At 38.6% G+C, this 25,723-nt stretch carries 24 protein-coding genes; 5 read left to right on the forward strand and 19 right to left on the reverse strand.

Annotated features, from left to right (window positions below; genetic code table 11):
* Positions 1 to 43 precede the first annotated feature (43 nt).
* The 3 genes from potC to potA are packed head-to-tail and all read right to left on the reverse strand — an operon-like array spanning position 44 to position 2,760.
* Positions 44 to 814 (reverse strand): spermidine/putrescine ABC transporter permease PotC, encoded by a 771-nt coding sequence (potC, locus tag HRT96_RS06645; RefSeq protein ID WP_293154011.1) that lies wholly within the window; start codon positions 812 to 814, stop codon positions 44 to 46.
* On the reverse strand, positions 807 to 1,664 hold the full coding sequence (potB, locus tag HRT96_RS06650; protein ID WP_293154013.1) for a spermidine/putrescine ABC transporter permease PotB: 858 nt from the start codon (positions 1,662 to 1,664) through the stop codon (positions 807 to 809). The genes potC and potB overlap by 8 nt, the downstream gene beginning before the upstream one ends.
* Positions 1,657 to 2,760 carry a spermidine/putrescine ABC transporter ATP-binding protein PotA gene (gene potA / locus HRT96_RS06655; protein WP_293154015.1) on the reverse strand — a complete coding sequence of 368 codons (1,104 nt, stop codon included), beginning with the start codon at positions 2,758 to 2,760 and terminating at the stop codon, positions 1,657 to 1,659. The genes potB and potA overlap by 8 nt, the downstream gene beginning before the upstream one ends.
* 267 nt (positions 2,761 to 3,027) lie before the next feature.
* On the opposite strand from potA, the gene HRT96_RS06660 reads away from it, so the two are divergent.
* Positions 3,028 to 3,675, forward strand: a complete 648-nt coding sequence (locus HRT96_RS06660; protein ID WP_293154017.1) for a DUF2987 domain-containing protein — start codon at positions 3,028 to 3,030, stop codon at positions 3,673 to 3,675.
* Positions 3,676 to 3,748: 73 nt separating this feature from the next.
* Here the strand turns inward: HRT96_RS06660 and ttcA are convergent, their stop codons facing one another.
* From ttcA to pgm, 12 genes are all read right to left on the reverse strand, one after another.
* A complete protein-coding gene (gene ttcA / locus HRT96_RS06665) occupies positions 3,749 to 4,678 on the reverse strand; it encodes a tRNA 2-thiocytidine(32) synthetase TtcA (protein WP_293154019.1) in 930 nt (309 codons plus the stop codon).
* A gap of 118 nt (positions 4,679 to 4,796) precedes the next feature.
* Positions 4,797 to 5,708 (reverse strand): universal stress protein UspE, encoded by a 912-nt coding sequence (gene uspE, locus HRT96_RS06670; protein ID WP_293154022.1) that lies wholly within the window; start codon positions 5,706 to 5,708, stop codon positions 4,797 to 4,799.
* Between the two features lie 187 nt (positions 5,709 to 5,895).
* Positions 5,896 to 6,642 carry an FNR family transcription factor gene (locus tag HRT96_RS06675; protein WP_293154025.1) on the reverse strand — a complete coding sequence of 249 codons (747 nt, stop codon included), beginning with the start codon at positions 6,640 to 6,642 and terminating at the stop codon, positions 5,896 to 5,898.
* Positions 6,643 to 6,686: 44 nt separating this feature from the next.
* Positions 6,687 to 7,373, reverse strand: coding sequence for a sulfite exporter TauE/SafE family protein (locus HRT96_RS06680; RefSeq protein WP_293154028.1), 687 nt, complete (start codon positions 7,371 to 7,373; stop codon positions 6,687 to 6,689).
* A complete protein-coding gene (ccoS, locus tag HRT96_RS06685; protein WP_293154031.1) occupies positions 7,363 to 7,554 on the reverse strand; it encodes a cbb3-type cytochrome oxidase assembly protein CcoS in 192 nt (63 codons plus the stop codon). Before ccoS ends, HRT96_RS06680 begins: the two co-directional genes overlap by 11 nt.
* Positions 7,554 to 9,947, reverse strand: coding sequence for a heavy metal translocating P-type ATPase (locus HRT96_RS06690; RefSeq protein ID WP_293154034.1), 2,394 nt, complete (start codon positions 9,945 to 9,947; stop codon positions 7,554 to 7,556). Before HRT96_RS06690 ends, ccoS begins: the two co-directional genes overlap by 1 nt.
* Positions 9,947 to 10,438, reverse strand: a complete 492-nt coding sequence (locus HRT96_RS06695; protein WP_293154037.1) for a FixH family protein — start codon at positions 10,436 to 10,438, stop codon at positions 9,947 to 9,949. Before HRT96_RS06695 ends, HRT96_RS06690 begins: the two co-directional genes overlap by 1 nt.
* 96 nt (positions 10,439 to 10,534) lie before the next feature.
* Positions 10,535 to 11,446: a cytochrome-c oxidase, cbb3-type subunit III gene (gene ccoP, locus HRT96_RS06700; RefSeq protein WP_293154040.1), complete on the reverse strand. Its 912-nt coding sequence runs from the start codon at positions 11,444 to 11,446 to the stop codon at positions 10,535 to 10,537.
* Positions 11,447 to 11,458: 12 nt separating this feature from the next.
* Positions 11,459 to 11,650 carry a cbb3-type cytochrome c oxidase subunit 3 gene (locus HRT96_RS06705; protein ID WP_293135830.1) on the reverse strand — a complete coding sequence of 64 codons (192 nt, stop codon included), beginning with the start codon at positions 11,648 to 11,650 and terminating at the stop codon, positions 11,459 to 11,461.
* 11 nt (positions 11,651 to 11,661) lie between these two features.
* Entirely contained in the window at positions 11,662 to 12,264 is a 603-nt protein-coding gene (gene ccoO, locus HRT96_RS06710; protein ID WP_293154042.1) for a cytochrome-c oxidase, cbb3-type subunit II, read from the reverse strand.
* Positions 12,265 to 12,277: 13 nt separating this feature from the next.
* Positions 12,278 to 13,705, reverse strand: coding sequence for a cytochrome-c oxidase, cbb3-type subunit I (ccoN, locus tag HRT96_RS06715; RefSeq protein ID WP_293154045.1), 1,428 nt, complete (start codon positions 13,703 to 13,705; stop codon positions 12,278 to 12,280).
* A gap of 465 nt (positions 13,706 to 14,170) precedes the next feature.
* Positions 14,171 to 15,808: a phosphoglucomutase (alpha-D-glucose-1,6-bisphosphate-dependent) gene (gene pgm, locus HRT96_RS06720; protein WP_293154048.1), complete on the reverse strand. Its 1,638-nt coding sequence runs from the start codon at positions 15,806 to 15,808 to the stop codon at positions 14,171 to 14,173.
* 251 nt (positions 15,809 to 16,059) lie between these two features.
* On the opposite strand from pgm, the gene HRT96_RS06725 reads away from it, so the two are divergent.
* Positions 16,060 to 16,341 (forward strand): peptidylprolyl isomerase, encoded by a 282-nt coding sequence (locus tag HRT96_RS06725; RefSeq protein ID WP_006033961.1) that lies wholly within the window; start codon positions 16,060 to 16,062, stop codon positions 16,339 to 16,341.
* A 176-nt stretch (positions 16,342 to 16,517) separates the two neighbouring features.
* Here HRT96_RS06725 and HRT96_RS06730 read toward each other — a convergent pair whose 3' ends face one another.
* Positions 16,518 to 17,186, reverse strand: a complete 669-nt coding sequence (locus HRT96_RS06730; RefSeq protein ID WP_293154051.1) for a thioredoxin domain-containing protein — start codon at positions 17,184 to 17,186, stop codon at positions 16,518 to 16,520.
* A gap of 256 nt (positions 17,187 to 17,442) precedes the next feature.
* Positions 17,443 to 18,561, reverse strand: coding sequence for a porin (locus HRT96_RS06735; protein ID WP_293154054.1), 1,119 nt, complete (start codon positions 18,559 to 18,561; stop codon positions 17,443 to 17,445).
* Positions 18,562 to 19,184: 623 nt separating this feature from the next.
* Here HRT96_RS06735 and HRT96_RS06740 point away from each other — a divergent pair.
* Positions 19,185 to 21,842 carry a beta-N-acetylhexosaminidase gene (locus tag HRT96_RS06740; protein ID WP_293154057.1) on the forward strand — a complete coding sequence of 886 codons (2,658 nt, stop codon included), beginning with the start codon at positions 19,185 to 19,187 and terminating at the stop codon, positions 21,840 to 21,842.
* 133 nt (positions 21,843 to 21,975) lie between these two features.
* On the forward strand, positions 21,976 to 22,527 hold the full coding sequence (locus HRT96_RS06745; protein WP_293154060.1) for a hypothetical protein: 552 nt from the start codon (positions 21,976 to 21,978) through the stop codon (positions 22,525 to 22,527).
* A gap of 66 nt (positions 22,528 to 22,593) precedes the next feature.
* On the opposite strand, the gene HRT96_RS06750 is transcribed toward HRT96_RS06745, so the two are convergent.
* Both HRT96_RS06750 and HRT96_RS06755 read right to left on the reverse strand, forming a co-directional pair.
* Positions 22,594 to 22,767, reverse strand: a complete 174-nt coding sequence (locus HRT96_RS06750; RefSeq protein WP_293142476.1) for a hypothetical protein — start codon at positions 22,765 to 22,767, stop codon at positions 22,594 to 22,596.
* A 137-nt stretch (positions 22,768 to 22,904) separates the two neighbouring features.
* Positions 22,905 to 24,692, reverse strand: a complete 1,788-nt coding sequence (locus HRT96_RS06755; protein ID WP_293154063.1) for an ABC transporter transmembrane domain-containing protein — start codon at positions 24,690 to 24,692, stop codon at positions 22,905 to 22,907.
* Positions 24,693 to 25,092: 400 nt separating this feature from the next.
* Here HRT96_RS06755 and HRT96_RS06760 point away from each other — a divergent pair, with 400 nt between their 5' ends.
* Positions 25,093 to 25,548, forward strand: coding sequence for a TerB family tellurite resistance protein (locus HRT96_RS06760; protein WP_293154066.1), 456 nt, complete (start codon positions 25,093 to 25,095; stop codon positions 25,546 to 25,548).
* The last annotated feature ends 175 nt before the right edge of the window (positions 25,549 to 25,723 follow it).

A 25,723-nucleotide genomic window follows, 5' to 3' on the forward strand; every position in this document is an offset into this window, starting at 1 on the left:
GCAGCACAAGGCTGCATAACAAGTTAAAGCGATTCTAGTGGATCTACTTTTCACCTTTATTAATAAGAGCAGCGGCAATAACAAACGAAATTGATATTAAAATCATGACCGTCGCTAATGCATTAACTTCTGGCGAAACGCCAACTTTAACCATTGAATATATCTTCAATGGCAGTACTTCAAAACTAGGGCCCGTCACGAACGAACTCACAATTACATCATCAAGCGATAAGGTAAATGACAATAACCAACTCGCAATAATAGCTGGTTTTGCAATCGGTAAAATAATACGTCTAAAAATGGTTGCTTCGCTTGCGCCTAAATCTTTACCGGCGTCTAATATTGCATTATCAAAATTACTTAAACGACTGTAAACTGTGATCACAACAAACGGGATGCAAAAGGTGATGTGAGCGATAAGTAAGGTAACAAAACCAAGGTCTAAACCAAGAATAATAAATAAAGCTAACAATGAAATCGCCATCACAATATCAGGAGACATCATTACCACAAAGAGTAGCCCAGATATAAATTTTTTCCCTTTAAACTGATGCTTAAATAAAGCCACAGCGCCCAACGTACCAATAACAACGGCAATGGATGATGCAAAAACAGCGATGGTAATCGAGTTAAATGCCGCTTGGAGTAATGTATCGTTGTTCCAGAGTAGCTCGTACCACTTTGTCGTGAACCCCTTCCATTTTAAGCCGTATTTAGAACCATTAAACGAATTTCCGATCAAAATAAAGATGGGAGTATACAAGTAGATATATACGAATAATAACAAGACTTTGGAAATATGACGTTTAAGCATTGTTACCTCTGTTTTTAATCGATTTACCTACCTTATAATAGAAAAATAGTAACCCAGCCATGAACACCGTTAAGGTAATACTCGCGGCAGAACCAAACGGCCAATCTCGAATATTCAAAAATTGTGTTTTGATGACATTACCAATCAATAAGTTTTTAGCACCACCGACCAGATCGGCGATATAAAACATCCCCATCGCAGGTAAAAATACCAATAGCATACCAGCGATAATACCCGGCATAGTCAAAGGTAATTCCACTTTTAAAAAAGTAGTAAACTTGGATGCACCAAGATCTTTCGCGGCTTCAATCAAGTTTTTATCTATTTTTTCAATACTAGAATACAAAGGTAAAATCATAAATGGCAGTAATATATACACCAAGGCAAAAATGACGGCAAATTCGGTGTACATCAGCTTTAACGGTTTATCAATAATATGTAAATTGAGTAATAAAGCATTGAGTAGCCCCTTTTTGGCTAATAAAATCTTAATGCCATATGTTCTAATTAATGAATTGGTCCAAAACGGTACGATAATTAAGAACAACAACACCGGTCTTATTTTTTTAGGCAATTTGGCTATCGTATAAGCAAAAGGGTAGCCAATAATTAAGCAGACAAACGTTGCTATACTCGCCATGTATACAGAATGACGTAATACTTTAAAGTACAAGGGATCAAATAAACGCACATAGTTGTCTAACGTAAACGTTAAACTAATTAAGTTTGCATCATCACGCGTTAAAAAACTGGTGACGATAATCATTAAATTAGGCACTAAGACGAAGACGCTCAACCAAACAAGTAACAGTCCAATAGAGAAACGCTTAAAAAGCGACGAATTATTCATTTGTTAAGATAACCTCCCAGCTTTCAACCCAGGAAACCGCCACTTTTTGTCCGAGACTATGATCAAAATCTGGATCATCTTCGTCAAAAAATTCACTGATTTGTACTCTTTCACCTGAATCTAAGCGGATAACCGAATCCAGTGTCATTCCTTTATAATTCCGTTCGACAATATGCCCAGTAATCTGTGCCGACGTCGCTTTAGCGTCTATTTCTTTAATTCTTAGATCTTCGGGGCGTAATAGAATATTGACGTGCTGATCGAGATCTAACGATAATTCTGTTGAAATCGTATACTGGCAGCCATGCACATTGGCAATGTATTTATTATCACCTAGGCATGATTCAATAACGCCAGGGAAGATATTAATTTCACCAATAAACTTAGCCACGAATAAGTTAATCGGTGTTTCATAAATTTCTCGTGGTGTACCTATTTGTGCAACATTCCCGTTGTTCATTACAATAATACGATCAGACATTGTTAATGCTTCTTCTTGATCGTGCGTAACGAATATAAACGTAATGTTTAACTTTCGTTGCAACATTTTAAGCTCGTTCTGCATTTCTTTACGTAGCTTATAATCTAATGCGCTTAACGATTCATCTAATAACAGTACTTTTGGCTGGTTAATCACAGCGCGTGCAATTGCCACACGTTGCTGTTGACCACCTGAAAGTTGACCTGGCTGGCGATCTTTAAAATCAGTTAACTTGACGATAGCGAGAATATCGTTTACGCGTTGTGTGATTTCTGATGCCGCAATTTTTTTCATGCGTAAACCAAAGGCTATATTTTCAAACACCGTCATGTGAGGAAACAGTGCATAGCCTTGAAATACAGTATTGGTATTACGTTTTTCGGCGGGTACATGAGTAATGCATTTATTTTCCAGATATACATCACCACTGTCTAGCGTTTCTAAACCTGCAAGTACACGTAATACGGTTGTTTTACCACAACCAGAAGGGCCTAAAATGGTAACGAATTCGCCATCGTAAATATCTAATGTTAAGTCATTAATAATAAGTTTGTTATCAAATGACTTTTTTGCGTTAGCAAGTCTAATGATTGAGTTCTGATTTTTATTAAGCATCAATAAACCTAAATAATAAGAGGTACATCTAATCTAATAAGATGAGCAATTTGCGTGAATTCTAATGCTATAGTTCACAGAAATGAAGCATAAATTTACACTTCAATAAAAATAATGAATTTAAAACACGTTCAGGTCATTTTTAAAACTTTAAAAGTCAATAAAGGCGGAATATGTACTCTAATTTATGACTGATGTTAGGTATAATCAAAGTCATATAACTTTTCGTTTTAGTTAGCCCTTTACTTATTTATTAAGGATCAGATCATGTTCAATAACCATTTCATTAAAGTGGTGCTTCTTTCAAGTCTCCTTGTCCCTTCTTTAAGCGCCCAAGAATTAGTCGTTGGTTATGATGGTTTTTATAATCGAATAAAAAATAGTAAAAAAGAACAATATGTTAATACCAAAATAGGCGTTTTTCTTAATAATAGTCAGACTGGTAAACATTGCCAGATTGAAAATGCATTTATTAATTTCGAAGGCGCTATTACGGATGTCGAAATTGGTGCTGACTCTGAGCTGCTGCTCCCATTCGATAAAGACTTACGTGACAATAAAGCAAAACTGCACGTGAACGTGACCGATACAGCGTCATGTGACCTTGCGTTTCAAATTATGACAACAGAAAATAATACTGCTGAATATTCAACTTTATCTTTAGTGAAGCAAATTGAAGAGTTTGATTTGTTTTTAGGCAATATGGCAGGTTACTTTGGCCGAATGAATTTACCAGCAACGGTGGGCGTACAGTTTATTTTTGATGAGACTGTAGATGCTTACACTACCAGTGGACATTTATTTAAAAGCGGCAAACAAATTTCATTATCGCAGGACGAAATTATTCGCGATAAAATTGCTGGAATAAAATTCAGTAAACAGCCGCTACGCATCGTACCGTTAACTGAAATTTAAGAAAAAAAAGCACTGCATTAACGCAGTGCTTTTCTATTTAAAATACTAACTTTATTCTTAACTTCTGCCGTTTTTATAATTCGACAATAGTAACCATTTCAGTTGGATCGAAATTCTCAACACCTGACTTAGATTGTGCAGTCGGTATGACATCAATTTCATTATCAAATGCAGTATCGAATTCTGTTAATTCATCAGCACGTTCTAGATCCATGTTCACAAAATCAAACGCTTTAAGATCGGCAAGGTGACTTGGTACAATGTTACGGATCGAGTTGAAACAATTATTTACTCGCCCTGGATTTGTTTCATCCCATTGTGCTAACATTTTTTTGACGGCTTGGCGTTGTAGATTTTCTTGTGAACCACAAAGGTTACAAGGAATAATCGGGAATGCTTTAAATGCGGAGTAAGCTTTAATATCGGCTTCGCGACAATATGCCAGAGGACGAATAACAATGTTACGTTTATCATCCGAAATCAGTTTTGGCGGCATTGTTTTCATTTTGGCGCCGAAAAACATATTCAAGAATAATGTTTCAACGATATCGTCAGCATGATGACCAAGTGCAAGTTTGGTCGCGCGTAGTTCGACGGCTGCGTTATAAAGAATACCACGACGTAAACGAGAGCAAAGACTACACGTTGTTTTGCCTTCTGGGATCTTGTCTTTAACGATGCTGTAAGTATCTTTCTGAACAATCTTGTATTCAATACCCAGATTTTCAAGGTAGCGGGGTAGAATATCTTCAGGGAAACCCGGTTGCTTTTGATCCAAGTTCACCGCAATAATATCAAAACTGATTGGGGCCGCTGCTTGTAATTGAATCAGAATGTCTAGCATTGTATAACTGTCAGCACCACCAGATAAACAAACCATGACTCTGTCACCATCTTCAATCATATTATAATCAATGATTGCTTTACCTGTTTCATGGCGCAATTTTTTGTTCAATTTAGCAAATTGTTTTTTTTCTAAAACGGTAAGATTTTCAGGATTCATTGGGACACTCAGGATAAATATTGCTGTAAGCAGCGCAGTATACCCAAGCAAGCCTGAAAAGCAAGTTCGGGAGTCAGAGCATAGCGTTAGCTTAAATTTGTAAACGCATATTCGTGAATTATTTTAACGCCAAAAGATCACAGTTAATTGAATCAATCACCATTTCTGCCGTATTGCCAATGAGGAAAGCAGAAAACCCATTACGCGTTGGAGCCCCGAGAATGACCAATTCGGCATCGACTTCTTGAACAATATTAGCGATAACATCTTCTGGAGCCCCTGATTGTATATGCACATTTTCTTTAGCGACGTTAAATTTTTCTGCGTGTTTATACATGGCTGTTTTGTGATGCTCTTCGATTTCTTGATTATAGGCAACAGCATCAAAATTGGGGATTTCTATTGAGATATGCTCAGGCGTACTTGGGTATGCGTTAGCTAAGTGTATATTTGCATTCAACAATTCTTTTAACTGCAGTGCTTCTTGTGTGATCCGCTCGTTAATTGAATAATCATCTTCTGAACTTAAGCTCGAGCTTTCAAGCACCTGAATTGCCGCGACAATATTGCCATCGATTGGCCACTCATGATCTTTTACTAATAACACGGGACAAAGACTTTTACGTAATAAATGCCAATCAGTTGGCGTAAACACTACAGCACTTAATTTATTATGAGCGTGAGTGCTTTTAACAATTAAATCATGATTATTCAGCTTCGCTTCTTCTAATATTGATTCGAATGGACGCTTATGCCAAATCAGCTTTAACTTTATATTGATACCTGGATAATCTTGTTCTAATTGTCTGGTAAATGATTTCTTCTCTTCGAAAACAATCGCGTCTTGCATAGACTGACGTTCATTACTCGAAAAAAGAGAGGTTAACTCATAAGAAAGGTCATAGATAACAAGGAGAAGAGAAATAGAAACATTATCTTGTTGAGAAGCAAGATACAAAGCACGGGATAATGCGATTTGTGGTGTGTTTACTGGATCTGCAACCACTAGAATATTTTTGTATTTATTCATAAGACACCTTGATAACAAATTGAATATAGATTAAGTATATGTTTATTATATTGATTATACATAATCAACAATGTTACTTACCTAACTATATCCCAATTTGTGATAGATGCCATAAATGCGCTGCTTTTTTGTTAAGCCCGTGAGTTAACATTTTGACTCAAGGGCGGTTAACTAAAAGGTGACTCGCTTAAGCTTCTTTTTTACCTGCAAGCACTGCAAGGCTTTCACGATCGATAATGCTGATGTACTTACCCTTTACTTCAATCATTTCGCTTGTTTGAAAACGACCGAGTAAGCGACTAATAGTTTCAACAGTAAGGCCTAAATAATTGCCAATATCACCACGCGTCATGGTTAAACGGAATTCTTTAGCAGAGAAGCCACGTTCAGAGAAACGCATCGAAAGATTATTTAAGAAAGCAGCGAGACGCTGTTCGGCATTCTTCTTGCTTAACAATAAGATCATTTCTTGGTCTGCAGCGATCTCGCCACTCATTAAGCGCATCACTTGACGACGTAACATTGGCATTTTACCAATCAGTTCATCAAGGGTGTCATACGGAATTTCACACACCATCGATGTTTCAAGTGCTTGTGAAAAACTTGGGTGCACACCTGTGCTTAATGCATCAAAGCCGATTAAATCACCGGCTAGATGGAAGCCTGTGATTTGTTCATCACCTTGCTCAGTAATTGTATATGATTTAACAGAACCTGAACGGATAGCATAAAGTGCTTTAACTTTATCTCCAGCTTTAAAAATCTCGTCATTTTTTTGAAAAGGCTTTTTGCGTTCAATAATTTGGTCGAGTGAATCTAGCTCTGAATCATTCAAAGAATATGGTATGCAAAGTTGACTGATGCTGCAGTTCTGACAGTGGATTTCACTCTTCGAAGCAGTAGTTCGTGTTGGTATCTTCTTATCTAAGGCCATAATTCCAATAAACTCTTTTGATATATATCAATATTGTAACAAATTTATATACCAGAAGCACTTAATTGTACTAAAGCTATGTAAATAACATGTAAACCGAACAAAACCAGTAATAAACCACTAAACTTTTTAAATTTTGAATTCTGTATTAACTTGTTGAATTCACTTGATAATCTACCAACCAAGAACATAATAGGGAAGGTGCCTAAGCCGAATGCGAACATAATTAATGCCGAATTTAATGTAGACCCGCTAGATAAAGCCAGTGTCAATGCAGAATACACTAAACCACAGGGTAACCAACCCCATAAAAAGCCTAAAGGAAAGGCATGATAAGGTGTTTTTAAGGGTAAAAATCGGCGTGCAAGTGGCTGAATGTAGCGCCAGATTAAACGACCTACTTTTTCGAGTTGGAGAATCGCTGAATTGAGTTGTGCAATGTATAAACCAATCAGTATTAATGTAATACCCGAAACAAAGCGTAAGATCAGTAATAAATCATAACCTGCGCCAAAATTTAATCCAATTTGCGCAGTGAACCCGACGATAGCCCCAATCAGTGTATAACTACTGATTCGTCCTAAATTATAAAAAAGCGGGGCGAGGGTATTAGCGTCTGTCGTTTGTTTGCTGGCATGTGCAATAGCGCCTGAGATACCGCCACACATAGCAATACAATGGCCAGCACCTAATATCCCGATCATAAACGCCGCAATTAGACTAGTTATCATGTTTGGTTACAGATTTAACAACCGGTGATTCGTTATTATTATCATCATCGTCAAACAAGATATTACTGCCTTCACGTTCTAAATCTTCGAATTGATCTGACTTAACAGCCCAAAAAAAGATAGCAACGGCAATAGCAACGAAAATCATCGCTATCGGAATTAACATGAAAATAATTTCCATTACTTCAACAACCTCAATGAATTACCTATGACGAGCAGTGAGCTAAGTGACATACCAATCACTGCAATGTACGGTGGTACATTACCTGAGATTGCTAACGGTAAAATTAATGAATTATACCCAAGCGCCCACATTAAGTTTTGTTTGATTATTTTATATGTTTTTGTCGCAGTAGCCAGCATATATTTCATTGCGATAAAATCTGTAGTTAATAACACCACGTCAGCACTATTTTTAGCTAAATCAGAACCTTCGCCCATGGCAACAGATACTGTCGCAGCACTGAGCACTGGCGCATCGTTAACCCCATCGCCAACCATCAGCATTAATTTTCCTTGTGCTTGTTGTTGATTGATGTAGGCAAGTTTACTTTCTGGTGATTGGCTTGTTTTCTTATTGGTAATTGCCAAGCCTTCGGTTACTTTATCGGTATTGTTTTCATTGTCGCCAGTGAGTAACGTAACCGTTAAGCCTGATTCAGCGATATAATCTAAAGTCGTCGCAACATTATCACGCATCTCATCTTGAATATAAAAACGTGCGATCAGTTGACTGTTCTTTGTTAAATAAACAACGATGTCTTTACCATCGGATTCTGTGCTGATTTGTTGTGTAAATTTAGCAGAGCCAATTTTATAACTATCATCACCAATCCATCCTGAAATACCTAAACCAATGTGATTTTCTGTTTTATCAAATTGAATTTTATCTCTGTTTGATTTAAACGCAGACGCAATGGGATGCGTTGAATGCTGTTCTAATGACACTGCAGTACGTAACAGTTCATCCTCTGACATTCCACTGTCCGATTTTATATTGGTAAGGGTGAATACACCTTTGGTTAACGTACCTGTTTTATCAAATGCGATTTCATCAACTTTGGTGAGCGATTCAAGTACGTGCTCTTTACGGATTAAGATCCCACGCTGCGACAAGAAGCTGGTTGCACAAGTAAGTGCTGTTGGCGTCGCCAATGATAATGCGCAAGGGCAGGTTGCAACAAGGACAGACAAGGTGATCCAAAAGGCTTTGTCGGGATCATGGCCTAACCAGAACAAGTAAGTACCAACGGATATGATTAATAACGTGAGCACAAAATAACGTGATATTTTATCGGCCAAAATAGCAATCTTCGGCTTTGATGACTGCGCTGTATTTTGTAAACGAATAATTTCTGAAATCAAATTATGCTTGTGTGTTTTAGTTACGCATATCGTAATTGTTTGTTCGACATTGAGACTACCTGTGTAGATATCACTAGCAACTGATTTAACAATAGGTAAAAATTCACCAGTAAGCATCGATTCGTCCACACTTGTTTCGCCATTCGTAATAATGCCGTCACAGGGGATCACTTCGCCACTTTTAACAATAACGTGGTCATTAATATTAAGTTGTTTGGTTGGAATCAGTTGTTCGCTCTTATCTTCACTAACACGTAATGCCATGTTGGGTATAAGTTTTGCCATATTGGCACTGAGTTCTGATGTTTTCTTTCGTGCCCTTAACTCTAAATAGCGGCCAAATAATAAGAAAAAAGTGAACATCGAAATTGATTCAAAATAAACTTCACCTGTGCCCGTCATGGTTGCATAAGCAGAGGCGGTGTAAGCGCCGAGCAACGCGATCGACACCGGTACATCCATACCAAGGGTTCGGGTACGTAAATTACGCAGCGCGTTAGAATAGAAAGGTTGTGCGGAATAAAGAAGTACTGGTGTGGCAACAATTAAACTTACCCAGCGGAAAAGTTGGCGGTACATCTCTTCCATATCGCTAAACCAAGTAGAGTAGAGCGCAACAGCAAACATCATCACCTGCATTGTCGCTAACCCTGCTAACCCCAAGCGTCTGAAATAAGATTTAAGTTGCTTGTTGTACATCAGTTCATGCTGGTCGGCTTGAAAAGGCGATGCACTGTAACCTAAGTTATTAATTTGTTTTAATATATCACTTAGTTTGATTTGTTCAGCTATCCATTTAATCGATATACGATTACTTGTCGCATTGACGTTAATGAAATGGATACCTTTGGTACTGCGAAAGCTTCGTTCAATTAACCAAGCACAGGCCGCACAACTAAGACCTTCAACGGTGAGGGTTATTTCTTTTATTTCGCCGTCTTGATAAACAAACTCATCTTGAATTTCATTATCATCATATATTTCTAATCGTAATAATTCATCCGGTACTAATTGCTTTGCTGTCGGTGATAAATCAGTTCTGTGTGCATAATACGAACTTAAACCGGAGCCGACAATCATTTCAGCGACAGACATACAACCTGGACAACACATGTCACGTTCTTCAGGCGCGATGTATACTTTATATTTATTTTTATCTGCAGCTAAAACACCTTCGCCACAGTGATAACAATTAGTACCGTTTGACATTAATCTTGCTCGCCGTCTAACTTAATTACTGAAGTATTTGGATATTTAACGTATTCTTGAATGCGCCATTTGCCATCAAAAGATTCTGCCCGCACACGCCATTTACCTTGTAGCATATCTCCAGGTATTTCTACGCGGTAACTTCCGTCACCCGACGCTGTTGCCAGCACTGAAATATCATGTTTTGCCAACGTAACATGGAAAAATGAAATATTAAGCGCTTCATTTTCTACCATATCACCTGTTGCTGGTGTAAACACGGCAAATCCATCTTCAAATTTAAGGTTGAAAGTAATATTACGCGCTAAAGCTGTGTGGTATTTAGTTAAGTCTTGGTTGATCTTTTTACCATCTTTATAGTAATCATCAGAGACCATATCTGGTTGATTATTTTGAAAGATAATAAAAGTCGAAGTGCCAGCAACCACAGACAATACAGGGAAGAAAACCACGAACCAGAACCAAGGTTCTTTATACCAATAAGATTTCATTGTGAACTCCAAGAAGGGAAAGGTGAAATTTAACAAAGTTACAGCCAAAAAAAAAGCTCCATTCAGTAAATGGAGCTTTAAATTACTACAATTACGTTACTTTACACTTAAACTGTAAACATAACCGCTTAATAGCATTACTTTATCTTCGCCTAGGATATCACCCCATGCTGGCATTACACCGTTACGACCATAACTAATAGTTTGTGCGATAGCTTTACGTGAGCCACCGTATAACCAAACTTTGTCCGTAAGGTTTGGTGCGCCAAGCATAGTCATACCTTTAGCATCTGCGCCGTGACAAGCTAAACAAGTTTGAAGGAATACTTCTTTACCTGCTGCTGCTTCACGTGCATTTACTTTACGGCCTGATAAACCAACAACATAGGTAGTTACTTGGGCTACTTTCTCATCACCTAATACAGGTAACCAACCTGGCATCACACCAGCTCGACCATGCATGATAGTAGTTTTGATATTAGCAGTTGACCCACCGTATAACCAATCACCATCCGTTAGGTTAGGGAAGCCTTTCGCACCACGAGCAGAAGAACCATGACACTGAGAACAATTTTGTAAGAATAGGCGTTGACCTACTTTTACTGCTTCAGTGTCTTTAGCGATGTCAGCAATTTCACGGTATTCGGTAAAGTTGCTTTCTTCTGTTTTAACCAGTTTGTTAAATACAGCAGCATATTTTTCGTCTGCAGATTCAACTTCACGCTCATACTCGTTAGCACTAGTCCAACCAAGTAAACCTTTGTAGCTGCCTAGACCTGGGTAAAGTGCGAAATAGATAAAACCACCAATACAAGTGAAAATAAATAAGTATTTCCACCATTTTGGTAATGGGTTATTTAACTCTTCGATACCATCGAAAGAGTGACCCATTGATTCGCCTTCTTTAACGCCTGTGTCATTTCTATCACACATCCAAAGCAGAGCTAGGCAAGCAAAAATACTACCTAGTGTGATCACTGTGATCCAAATACTCCAAAAAGTACTCATAATCATAAACTCCTAAATATGAGCAGATTTATCTTTCTGCTCTCCATTAAGTGAATCACTGTGGACTTGTTCATCAGCAAATACTAAATTAGCAGCTTCATTAAACGCACTTTTTTGACGTTTGCTGTAAGCCCAAACAATAATACTGATCATAATGGCCATGAGTATAAGGGTATAAACCCCTTGATATGTACCGTAATCCATAAGTTATCCCCTTATTTTAATGCATGACCTAATGATTGTAGATATGCAACCAAAGCGTCTAGTTCAGTGTGATCTTTTACTGCGGCTTCTGCACCAGCAATATCGGCATCTGTGTAAGGAACATCAAAGTAGTCTTTAAAGATACTTAGTTTCGCCGCAGATTCTGAACCGTCTAATACATTCTCAGCTAACCAAGGGAAAGCAGGCATATTTGACTCAGGAACAACACTTCGAGGATCAAGTAAATGCGCACGGTGCCAATCATCAGAATAACGACCACCAACACGCGCTAGATCAGGACCAGTACGTTTAGAACCCCATAGGAACGGATGTTCCCATACAGATTCGCCAGCTACAGAATATGCACCATAGCGCTCTGTTTCGGCACGGAATGGACGGATCATTTGACTATGACAAACGGCACAGTTCTCACGGATATAAATATCACGACCTTCCATCTCTAACGCCGTATAAGGACGTAGAGTGTCAAGTGGTTCAGTGGTATCTTTTTGCCAGAACAATGGTGTAATCTCAACCATCGCACCAAAGCTGATAGCAATGACGATGAAGATCGCTAATAGACCAACGTTCTTTTCAATTAATTCATGTTTCATAACTATCTCCTAACTATGCAGCGTCAGCGTCAGCTTTGATTGAGTGATCTGCTGCAGACATTGTTTTAAAGACGTTATACGCCATTAACAACATACCTGTAACAAAGAACACACCACCAAGGAAGCGTACGAAGTAGAATGGATATGAAGCTTGTAGTGATTCAACAAAGCTGTACGTTAATGTACCGTCAGCATTTACCGCTCTCCACATCAGACCTTGCATTACACCCGAGATCCACATTGAAACAATATAAAGAACCGTACCAACAGTTGCTAACCAGAAGTGAACGTTGATCAGCTTGATGCTGTACATACGACCTTGGTTAAACAATACAGGGATTAAGTGATAGATAGCACCGATAGATACCATTGCAACCCAACCTAGTGCACCTGAGTGTACGTGACCGATAGTCCAGTCAGTGTAATGCGATAATGCGTTTACACTCTTAATTGCCATCATTGGTCCTTCGAACGTAGACATACCGTAGAAAGACAGAGATACAATTAGGAAACGTAAGATAGGATCATAGCGTAGTTTATGCCATGCGCCTGAAAGCGTCATGATACCGTTGATCATACCACCCCATGAAGGCGCGAATAGGATTAACGACATTACCATACCAACTGTTTGAGTCCAATCAGGTAGTGCTGTGTAATGAAGGTGGTGAGGACCAGCCCAGATGTATAACGATATTAATGCCCAGAAGTGAACAATAGATAAACGATATGAGTAAACAGGACGATTCGCTTGCTTAGGCACGAAGTAATACATCATACCAAGGAAACCAGCTGTTAGCAGGAAACCAACGGCATTATGTCCATACCACCACTGAACCATTGCATCAATCGCACCTCCGTAAATAGAATAAGATTTCATTCCATTTAATGGGATAGCGGCACTGTTTACAATGTGTAAAACAGCAACGGTCAAGATGAATGCACCAAAGAACCAGTTCGCTACATAAATGTGCGACGTACGGCGTTTAACAATGGTACCAAAGAATACAATGGCATAAATAACCCAAACAAAGGTGATTAAGATATCAATCGGCCATTCAAGTTCGGCGTATTCTTTTGACGTGTTATAACCAAGTGGTAATGATATAACGGCAGAGATAATAACAAGTTGCCAACCCCAAAATACAACCGCAGGTAAAATGCCGCCAAATAGGCGAGCTTGACACGTGCGTTGAACAACATAAAAAGATGTTGCCATTAGGGCCGAAGTACCAAATGCAAAGATTACTGCATTGGTATGTAGGGGACGAAGACGGCTATAAGTTAACCAAGGAGTATCGAAATTTAGTGCAGGCCAAATTAGCTGTGCTGCAATTAGCACACCTACTGACATACCAACAATACCCCAGATAACAGCCATCACGGTAAACTGTCGTACAACTTTATAGTTATAGTCAATTTTTATAGGTGAATGAGAGCTCATATTTTGCTTCCGGTGCTACGAATAATTAAACATCTGTTGATGCGTGAATACCCAAAAAGAATATGTGTAAATTTAAGTAATCTAAATTGACAGTCATACTCAGATGGGGATATTACGCGATTTTCCGTAACATTAACAGCGGAATTTGTTTGTTATATTGTTAAAAATGTCCTAAAAATAGAGTCTTATACTTAGCTTGATTTAGATCAATAGAAAACGGCCTTAAAATGTAATTTTCATGTTCAAATTGATTATGATCAAGCAAAAGTGCTTAATAAAACGACCAAAATATATGACACTGTGTACCAGTAATGATAAGCAGATATAATAATGTACCGGCCTTGTTGGTAGCTTGTTAACAAAAAAAGACTAATCTCTCTGATTATAAAATGAGTGATTAGTCTTTTCTATTAATAGTACCTATTTAAAAACGATACTTTTGGCTTTTTTGTTATCAAAACAGCCTTAAGCTTTTAAAGCTGCAGACACGATTTCTTGTGCTTCGCTCAAAATTAACGCTAAGTGTGTTTCATCTTTGAAACTTTCAGCGTAAATCTTATAAATAGCCTCGGTGCCCGATGGACGAGCCGCAAACCAGCCATTTTCAGTCGTTACTTTTAAACCACCAATTTTACCATTATTACCTGGTGCGTTGGTTAATTTAGCCGTGATTGTTTCACCGGCCAATGTTTCAGCCTGAACAGACTCTGGTGATAAATTAGCAAGAATCGCTTTTTCTTCAAATGAAGCCGGGGCATCAATGCGATTATAAACGGGTGAACCGAATTCTGTAGTCAACTCAGCGTATAACTGCGCTGGGTCTTTACCTGTTACCGCAAGAATTTCTGCAGAAAGTAGGGCTAAAATTATACCGTCTTTATCAGTTGTCCAAACGGTACCGTCTTTACGTAAAAATGAAGCACCGGCACTTTCTTCACCACCAAAGGCAAATTCTGCAGTGTGCAGACCATCAACAAACCATTTAAAGCCTACCGGCACTTCACAAAGAGGGCGTTGAATTTTTTCGGCAACGCGATCGATCATCGAACTTGATACTAGCGTTTTACCCACTTTCGCATTGACAGGCCAGTTAGTACGGTTGGTAAATAAGTATTGAATTGCAACAGCAAGATAATGGTTTGGATTCATTAAACCACTTTTAGTGACAATACCGTGACGGTCATAATCTGGATCATTACCAATGGCAATATCAAAGTCATCTTTTAAGTTAATCAGGCTTGCCATCGCATAAGGTGATGAGCAATCCATGCGGATCTTGCCATCTTTATCTAGACACATAAATGAGAAGGTTGGGTCAACGCGATCGTTTACGACTTCAATATCTAAATTATATTTCGCAGCGATCACTTCCCAATATGCAAAACCAGAGCCGCCTAACGTATCGACACCGATTTTAATGCCTGCATCTGAAATGGCTTTCAAATCGAGTACGTTTTCTAAATCAGCAACGTAACCTGCTACATAGTCAATCTCTTGATAATGCGCAGACTCGATAGCAATAGCAAAGCTAATACGTTTAACTGCCGTTAAACCTTGGGCAATGATATCGTTAGCACGGTTTTCGATGATCTTTGTTACATCACCGTCAGCGGGTCCACCGTGTGGCGGGTTGTATTTAATGCCGCCATCTTGTGGGGGATTGTGTGATGGTGTAATAACAATACCGTCAGCTTGAATTTCATTCTGACTGTTATGCGTTAAAATAGCATGTGAGATAACCGGCGTAGGTGTATAACCATCATCCGCTTGAACGCGTACATCAACACCATTTGCCACTAATACTTCGATAACCGAGATATTCGCTGGTTCAGACAATGCGTGTGTGTCTTTACCGATGAATAAAGGACCCGTAATACCTTGTTCAAGACGATATTCAGCAATAGCCTGGCTAATCGCTAGGATATGGTCCTCATTAAAAGAAGATGCAAAAGCGTTACCACGGTGACCAGATGTGCCAAATGCTACACGTTCAGCAATTTTAGTTACATCAGGTTTATTGATGTAATAGTTTGAAACAAGTGCAGGGATGTTGCAAAGATCGGAATTTAATGCCTTTTGACCGGCTCTTGGATGAACTGCCATGTGCGATTTTATCCTTTAATAAATGAAAGCTATGATGAATTAAATTGTTAATAGTATACCTCTTATAAGTTGACATTGGCACACTGCTTCATTTGAAACGACTATTAACGCACTAAAAACGGGTCTTAGTTGTTGTTTCTGCGCTTTCTATAACCAGTCGCCAGTGCCGGTAGATTAAGACTATAGGTATTGGTGGATTGATTGTGTTAAAATACTCTATTGTAAATTATTTATTTAGAGTTGAATTAGTTATGGCGAAAACAGCAGCAGCATTACATATCTTAGTGAAGCACCAAGATAAAGCATACGAAATATTGAAAAAACTCGAGAAGGGTGAAAACTTTCAGAAGCTTGCCAAGTCGCATTCGATTTGCCCATCAGGTAAGAAGGATGGCGGTAATTTAGGAGAGTTCAGAAAAGGTGCGATGGTTCCAGCCTTCGACAAGGTTTGTTTCAATGCTGAAATTCTTACTCCACATCTTGTGAAGACCAAGCATGGTTGGCACATTGTTAAGATATTATATAGAACGTAATCTCGGTTATCATATTATCAAGGTTGTATACCATACTTAATTCATATCTGATGTATTAATACAAATTTCTATGCAGGCGACTAGCTCGTAATTGAAAAAGCCCCCAATTCATTTGAGGGCTTTTTTATGCTTACGTTTACTGTGACCAATTGTTTAGATTGTGTCCGTTTACGCTGTTATTTTCCTGGGTAAGCCTTGCTTACTTCTTTCGCAATAAGTGCTTTTAATTGTTCAGCACCGAACCTTTTTAACTCAGTACCATTCACATAAAATGTAGGCGTTTTTAAAACTTTTAATGTTTTAGCATCTAAGGCACCTTGCGCCATACTCTCTGCGATAGCGGGGTTCTTAACATCAATTTTAAGCTTTTCAATATCAACACCAATATCTTGAAGATATGGATATAATAAATCAACATTGGCTACATGATTTATAGCCCAACGACTTTGATAATTAAGCGTAGTACCAAGTGATTCCCAGAATTTACCTTGCATTTTAGTCGCTTCTAATGCGGCAACAACAGGGCCTACGTTTCGATGAAATGCGACAGGTCGAACAATCAAGTTAACTTTACCCTTATATTTCTTTATTTGGCTTTTAACGAGAGGGTAAAAAGCACGACAAGATTCGCAAGCAGGATCAAAGAACTCAACGATAGTTACTTTTGCATATTTATTGCCGAAAATAAGATCATTTTGACTATATAGATGTTGGTCAATATTTATAGACTCTTTAGACGTAAATGACAGTGCAGTGATAACAACAGCGATACACAAAACGGCTATTGAGATTATTTTATTTCTCTTTTTTACTTCTAAACTTTTTTTAGTAGATAATTTTTTCATGAATAAACCTAAATAGAAAATGAAATACACTGTGTATTCTAGATTTAAAAATCAATAACGTCTTGATCAAACGTCCATTTACAGATAAAAAGTACGGATAAAAGTACAGATAATCACTTTATCGGTTCATGAAACTAATACCAGGCTAAGTGATGAACAATATCAGTACGTAAAATTAAAAAACCAGCTACAAATTTTAACATCTGCAGCTGGTTTTTTGTTATCTATGTTTCTTTGCTATATAAGGGTCGAACTGTTAGAAACCGTATTCAAGACCTACACGAGCAAATATTTCTTGGTCTTCAAGTGGATCTGCACCCCAACCAAGTTGATCTGTCATACCTAGACGTACGTAAGGAACAAAGCCGTTAACCACACCCATTACTTGTAATGATGTAACTGAAGCGCCTTTACTTACATTTGAGTTGTCATCTGACTCAACGTCTTCAGTCGCAGCGTAACCTAATTTAATACCCAGCGGGCCATTCCAATATTGTGCAACAACAGAGTAAGAGCCTTGTGAGTCAACATTTTTGGTCGCAACATTCTCTGCCTGACCATATTTATATGCAGCAGCGATGCTAATACCTGTACTGGCAATCGGCACTTCAAAACCAACGAGATAAGTAAAAGTGTCCGTTACAACTGCGTCTATTGGATCTACAGCTGCAACAGGTACAATCACACCATTCTCATCAATTTTGTGTCCTGCTGCGACACCATCTACAGCTGCTTTTGATTGTCTATTATTACCATACTCAAACGTCGCATGTAATGTGATCGTATCAAATGCTTTATATTTCGCTGCACCACCGAACCAGTGGGCATTTTCACCGCTGCCGGCACGACCCGTTGCCACATTGATGTTCAGATTACCCATCGCAGGAGCGAAATAACGAATTGATTCCGTACGGTCGTACATATAAGCAATATCACCGGTTGCAGCAGGGTCAAATACACGCCCTAAACCAGGGTTTGTGAAAGGCCAATCAACCACTTCATACATAGGCGTAAGCTGACGACCAACGGTTACTTTACCGTAATCACCTTCGACACCAACAAAAGTGTCGCGAAATCCCAAACCACCACCAGCCCAGTCATCTACATCTGTATAGCCCGATTCAACTTGGAAGATAACATTGATACCGTCGGTCATTTGCTTGCTGCCGCGGAAACCGATACGGGTTTCATTATCGATACTGTAATCAGTAACGTTGGTGTCATCACCTGTATGCCCATACGCAGACACAGCGACAACACCGTACACTTCAACATTGCCTGTATTTTCGGACCCTAATACGTATGCATTAGCGCCAGCTGACAATAAGGCAGTTGAAACTGCTGCGGCAACCATGTTAAGACTTAACTTATTCATTTTAAATTCCTTTTAGTAGATGCAAATGCTATTTGGTTTGTTTCGGTAATTAATATTGAACTTAATAACTCGAAGTCTACCCATATTAATTCGCTAAACAAATTAAGTTGTTCTTAGTCGTGATAAAAATCACAATATTTTCAATTAAAAACTATAAACAATGATTAATGTCGCATTTACCGTTAATTAAAATGATTAATTTACGCTAATAATTTATAGGGCGAACTCAGTTTAAACCCAAGGAAAAATGAAACGTAGATAATACAATTCATTTACATTTAGATTGGTGACCTATTCAAGCCGTTGATTTTGCAGGCTTGTGAAGGGTGTGCAACATTGCTTTTATTTGATTGTATTATGCAATGGTTACTGATATGTTAACTGGTAGATTGATGTGATGACGTGCATTTAGTCTTTTGCAGTAATAAATTACTGCTTATCATATTTTAAGATTTTGGTTTAAATGACATTAATCACGTAAGTTCCTATAAAACCCATTATATTAGTGATAATTGTCACATGAAATGGAATTTAAGATAGTAAATCACCTCAGTTACTTTACAGTGCGTATTAAGTTTTACTTTAGCTTTAGTTTAAATGTTTCATTCAAAGGAAGGCCGAATATGAAAAAAACAACGATAGCACTTGGGTTAAGTGTTGCATTAGCGGGTTGTAGTACTACTACATCTCCAGTTGCTACAACACAAAGTATCGTCGACGCTATTTCTACATCTGTTCAAGTAACTTATGTCGTAAATCAAAAGCTTGAAGGTGATGCTGCAGCAACATGCAAGCAATTAGGTGCTGAATGGGCGGCTTGCCAAGAGGCAACAATTCAACTCACTAACAGTGGCTCTGCGATTGAGTCAGCCGATTGGGAGATATACTTCCACAGTATTCGACGTATCCTAGAAGTGAGATCTCCAGAGTTTACCATTGAGCATATCAACGGTGATTTACACAAAATCACACCAACAGCAGAGTTTAAAGGCTTTGACGCTAACTCAACAGTGGATGTTAACTTCATTGCTGAATATTGGTCATTATTCGAAACAGATGTAATGCCTCGTTATTATGTAACCGCAGAGAATGCACAGCCGAAGGTTATCAGTAATACTGACACGGAAGATATGTCACAAATAATTACACCGTTAACGGGTGAAAATCTTAAAAGACATGCCGGCGATAACAACATCGTGATGAACGCGAATACCCGTTTTGATACAAACGAAGCGACATCGCAATTATCTGCGGCTTCAATAGCGAACAAAATTATTCCAACACCAGTGTGGCAAGATGACAAAGTTACAGGCTTTGCAGACTTAAGTGCAGGCATCTACATTAACGCACCAGCAATGAAACAGAGTTCACTGGACGCTGTGACTCAACGATTCGAAAACTTTGGTGTAAATGTAGCAGGTAGTTACCCTGTTAATATCACTATTGCACCGCAACAATTAATCAATGAATTCGCTAAATCTGGTGGCTACACACTTGAAATATCAGATGCAGGGACAGAAGTGCTCGCGTTTGATAATGCTGGCGCACTCTATGCGTTACAATCTATTGCTTCATTAATCCCATCTGATTTTTCATCAAACAAACGTATTCCACAGGTAAGTGTTAAAGATGCGCCAAATTTTGAGTACCGTGGTATGGAAGTTGATATAGCACGTAACTTCCACAGTAAAGAATCACTATTGCGCTTACTTGATCAGATGAGTGCTTATAAAATGAATAAATTCCACCTACATCTAACCGATGATGAAGGTTGGCGTTTGGCGATCCCTGGTTTACCTGAGTTAACCGATGTCGGCGCAAAACGTTGTCATGATTTAGAGGAGAAAACTTGTTTATTACCTCAGTTGGGTTCAGGCCCAACGTCGGACAATCGAGGTACAGGTTACCTAACTAAAGCGGATTATATTGAGCTAGTACAATATGCTCAGGCACGTAATATTGAAGTTATTCCTGAAATCGATATGCCAGCCCATGCGCGTGCAGGTGTTGTGGCAATGGAAGCACGCTACAATAAATACAAAGACTCTGACATCGAAAAAGCAACTGAATATCGCTTAACCGATCCGGATGACAAGTCTGTTTATACAACGATTCAATTCTACAATGACGGTATCTTAAACCCTTGTATGGACTCCACGTATAATTTCATCGGTAAAGTGATCGCCGAAGTTCAAGCGATGCACCAAGCAGCGGGCCAACCATTAAAAACATGGCACATGGGTGGTGATGAAGCCAAGAATATTCACCTCGGTAACGGTTTCGAACAGACTGGTGGCACCACTGGTTGGAAAGGTGATAAAGACTTAACTAAAGAATCAATGCCTTGGGCTAAATCACCGCAATGCGTAGCGCAAATAGCGGCAGATGACAACTTAGAAACACCACACGATCTTGGCCCAATGTTTGTGAAGAAAGTGGCTAACATTATTGCCGCTGCAGGCATTGAAAAAACGCAGTTATGGCAAGATGGGCTTAAAGGTGTAGATGCGAAAGACTTGCCTTTAACGGCTGTGGCTAATGTATGGGAAACTTTATACTGGGGCGGGGCAAACACGTCTAACCATATGACTGAAAAAGGCTTTGAAGTAGTACAGTCGCACCCTGACTACCTGTATTTCGATTTCCCATACGAAGTAAACTCGAAAGAGCGTGGTTATTACTGGGCAACACGTTATACAGACAGCAAAAAGGTATTTAAATTCTCACCGAATAATTTACCTCAGAACGCCGAAACATCTAAAGACCGTGACGGTAATAATTTCAACATAAAAGGCGACACTCAAAATCGTGGTTACAATGGCATTTCAGGTCAACTTTGGAGTGAAACAGTGCGTACAGACTCCCAATTTGAATACATGGTTTACCCACGTATCTTACCGTTAGCAGAACGTGCATGGCATAAAGCGTCATGGGAACTTGATTACGTCAAAGACCGTGAGTTCAAAGGTGGTGAAACAACATTTGTTGACGCAAATAAACAACAATCTGCGTGGAATCAATTTGCGAACATCATTGGTCAGCGTGAACTTGCTAAAATAGACAAAACGGGTGTTCAATATCGCCTACCAGTACCAGGTGGTAAAATTGAATCAGGTAAGCTGATCACCAACGTCGCATTCCCTGGTCTAGAAGTGCAATACAGTACTGACTTAGGTTCAACATGGACGACATGGACGAAACCTGTCGATGTAACGACTGCTGAATTAAGAACAGTATCGCCAGACGGTAAACGCTTTAGCCGTATTACTTCGGTAAAATAGCTAACTAAGCTAACGTTATAATGACTTAAATTAAAGGGTGATTGGATATTAATTCAATTGCCTTTGTCGCTATATTACAGTCTAAACAATCTTATGATTAACACTATCAGACCTATAACAAGAGACGATTAAGATGAAACTAAAATCTTTGGCACTACTCCTATTACCACTCACACTTGTGGCTTGTTCGAATACTTATCAACACGCGAGTGCTCAACAATTTAAAGACATGGTTTCTATAACACAGACTTGGGAAGGTAAGCGATTAACAGGTCCAACAATTACGCTCCCGCCTGAGACGGGTACAGCAAAGGCGCTGTTTAAAGCTGACGCTTACCTGTATGGCAGAGAAAGCAGCAATGATATGCATCAGATAGATACACGAGTCAACTTATTAGTTAAACACACAGACTTTGGTTTTGAATATGGTTTCGTGTCTATCAATGGATTGGAATCGGTGAAGATTAAACAAGAGCGCGCGACATTTAGAACCTGCGACGAATTATGTGTTTATGACCAGGTATTTTCATTCGCTATGCCTGAATTAGTAAACAATAACGATGACCTTGAGATCAAATTACAAGAGAAAGCTAACAGTAAATTTGGCCCCGTTATATCGCTACCTGCTGCTTATATAACGGGTTACGAGCAAGTACAACATAAAATTCAAAACGGCGTTAAATGAAATGACTCATTAGTACAAGAATATTAAGCTTGTACTAATTGATGCTTGATGTGGTTCTGGTGTGAACTAACTGCCTTTACGCGCAACACAAATTTGCGCGTAGGTGTTAATTACAGTGCCATCCTGTAGTGTGCATTTTACTTCTGGTCCCAATACACCGGAACCTTGTCCTTCAGTTGCGCTAACACTGAATGTAGCTGAAGCGATGATGAACGTGATCATTAAAATTAATTTATTCATATTATCCTACTCTTTTTATAAGTGGATACAGGGATTTATGTTATCGATATTACGTCTTACTTCCTAATAGTAGACAGTGGCTAACAAACTACAAGTGCCTCAAATTAATTCATTATAAAAATTAAGATCTAGCTAACTTAAGCTCGATTGGCTACGTTATCGAACTGTAATTCACATAGACGACGATACAATGCAGATGACTCAATCAACTCATTATGCGAGCCTTGTGCTATCACTTCGCCTTTATCCATCAACAAGATAAGGTCAGCGTTTATCACCGTTGATAAACGATGGGCAATAATAAGAGTTGTTCTATTTAGCATTAACTCTTCGAGAGCCGCTTGAACATGGTGCTCACTTTCGGCATCGAGCGCACTGGTTGCTTCATCTAATAACAATACTTCGGGGTCTTTCAAAATAGCACGGGCGAGGGCAACACGTTGCTTTTGTCCTCCGGATAAACGAACCCCTTGCTCTCCTAAAAAGCTGCTATAACCTTCAGGAAGTTGTTCAATAAACTCATGAGCATGAGCGAGTTTCGCTGCTTTAATTACCGCTTCATCCGACGCGCTCGGATCACCATAACGGATATTGTGCCAAACATCGGAACTAAACAATACCGGGTGTTGCGGGACCATCCCCATTCGTTTACGTACTTCATTCAGTTCTAACTCATTTATATTAATATTATTAAACAGGACTTCACCACGTTGAGGGTCATAAAAGCGTTGTAGTAATTCAAATAAAGTGGTTTTGCCTGCACCAGATGGGCCAACTAAAGCAATCACTTTTCCTTTTGGTATTTTTAAATTAATGGCTTTTAAAGCAGCAGTATTGGGACGTGAAGGGTAATGAAAATCCAAGTTTTTAAACTCGATAATATTAACGTGATCATTAATAATTTGTTTAGGCACTTCTGGACTTTGGATTTTACTTGTCACCTCAAGCAGCTCTAACAATCGCGTTGCAGAACCCGCTGCACGTTGCAGTTCTCCATAAACCTCAGAGATAGTGGCGACAGACATCGCGACCATAATCGCGTAGAAAACAAATGCACCTAACTCACCACCCGTCATCTTGCCATTGAGTACATCCATGCCGCCTATCCACAACATAATGCTGATCGCACCGAATGTCAGGAAAATGACAATTGCGATCAACAATGAACGCTGTTTAATTCTATTTTTTGCTACTGAAAATGCATTTTCCACTTCATTCGCAAAGGACGCTTGCTCAGTTTCTTCGTGGGTATAACTTTGTACGACCTTGATATTTTGAATTATTTCACCGGCATAGGTACCAATATCTGCAATTGCATCTTGGCTGCTTGCTGCAAGAAGTCTTACTTTTTTGCCATAAATTAAAATAGGCACGAGTATAAAAGGCACCGAAGCTACGACCCAAAGTGTTAGGTTGATGTTGGTCACGAGTAACATGATTAAGCCACCAATGAGCATTAGCACACTGCGAAGCGCCATCGATAATGAGGAGCCAATAATAGATTGTAACAGTGTGGTGTCCGTCGTTAATCTTGACATGATTTCACCACTTCTATTTTCTTCAAAATAACTCGGGTGTAGTTTAATGACTTGGTTAAATACCGCTTTTCGTATGTCAGCGCTGACGCGTTCACCTAACCATGACATCAAATAAAAGCGACTAAATGTGCCAATAGCAAGAAGAGCAATAAGCATAACGAGTACCACAATAGCGGACTGTAGTTGAGATTCTGAACCGGCAATAAAGCCATTATCAATCACAAATTTAACGCCCTGGCCAAGCGATAGGTTAACCGCTGCGGTAACTAACAATGCGAGTAGGGCATAACAAACCATTAATTTGTATGGTTTGATAAAAGCCAAAATAGGCAACAAACTAGTGAATGATGGTGTTGCACTTGTCTTATCTGTAGGTGATGAACTCATTGTTTTACCTTAACTTGTTATTAAGTGGTTTCAATAGCTTGATACTCTCTATTTTGTTATTATTTTTTGTTCTATACGGCGCCTTTCGGCATCATAGATAATATTGCCTATACTCAAAATTCAATTGAACTCATCGCAAATGAATACGTTTAAAATAAATCATAGAGTGACCAAGGATAATAACAAATAATCAACGAGATTGAATAATTAGATATAAAAAACAGTTGTTTATTATCATAAAAAGAACTTTAACATTAATAGCCATCAACAATAATATAAAAATGAGTAGTAGAAATTCGTTAATATAAGCGAAGGGTATTGATTACAACTTTTTACCTATCTTGTTGTCTTAAAGTGACTAACTGGACTAATTCCTTCTATTTATAAGAGTGATACATGTATGTTTAAAGCAATACAAAATTTGTTTAAGCAATTATCAAATGATACGTCGTTGCCAGGTGCTGTAGATACACAGGAGTTTGAATTATCAATGGCGGCATTATTGTGTGAAGTTGCCAGCGCAGATAGCACCATTAATGAAAAAGAAAGCGCTGCTAAAGTACATCAACTTTCATTACTACTTGGTATCGACAAAGATAGAGCAAGCGAACTATTGGCAATTGCCATCAAAGACAGTGAAGAATCTATATCAATTTATGAGTTCACGTCAAAGCTTCGAAATGTTGAATACAAGCAAAGGAATGTGCTTATAGAATCAATGTGGCACGTAGCTTATGCGGACGGTGTTATTGATCCACATGAAGAAGCATTAATCAGACAAGTCGCCGATCTCATTTACGTAACACATTCGGATTATATAAAAGCTAAGTTAGCAACGCTCCTAGAACCGTTATAATCTGCAGGTAAAACCAATCGTCAGTTCGGTGTTTGGTTTTATATGTGTGAATATATTTGATTACGTCATATTTTGGATAAAATATGATGTAATCATTTAGATGCATATCATATACTTTATGGTAAATAACCCAAGTGTTAAATTGACAACATCTCAATCTTGTCTATATCCATGA

The sequence above is a fragment of the Moritella sp. genome, from assembly GCF_013215705.1.
Classification (GTDB): domain Bacteria; phylum Pseudomonadota; class Gammaproteobacteria; order Enterobacterales; family Moritellaceae; genus Moritella.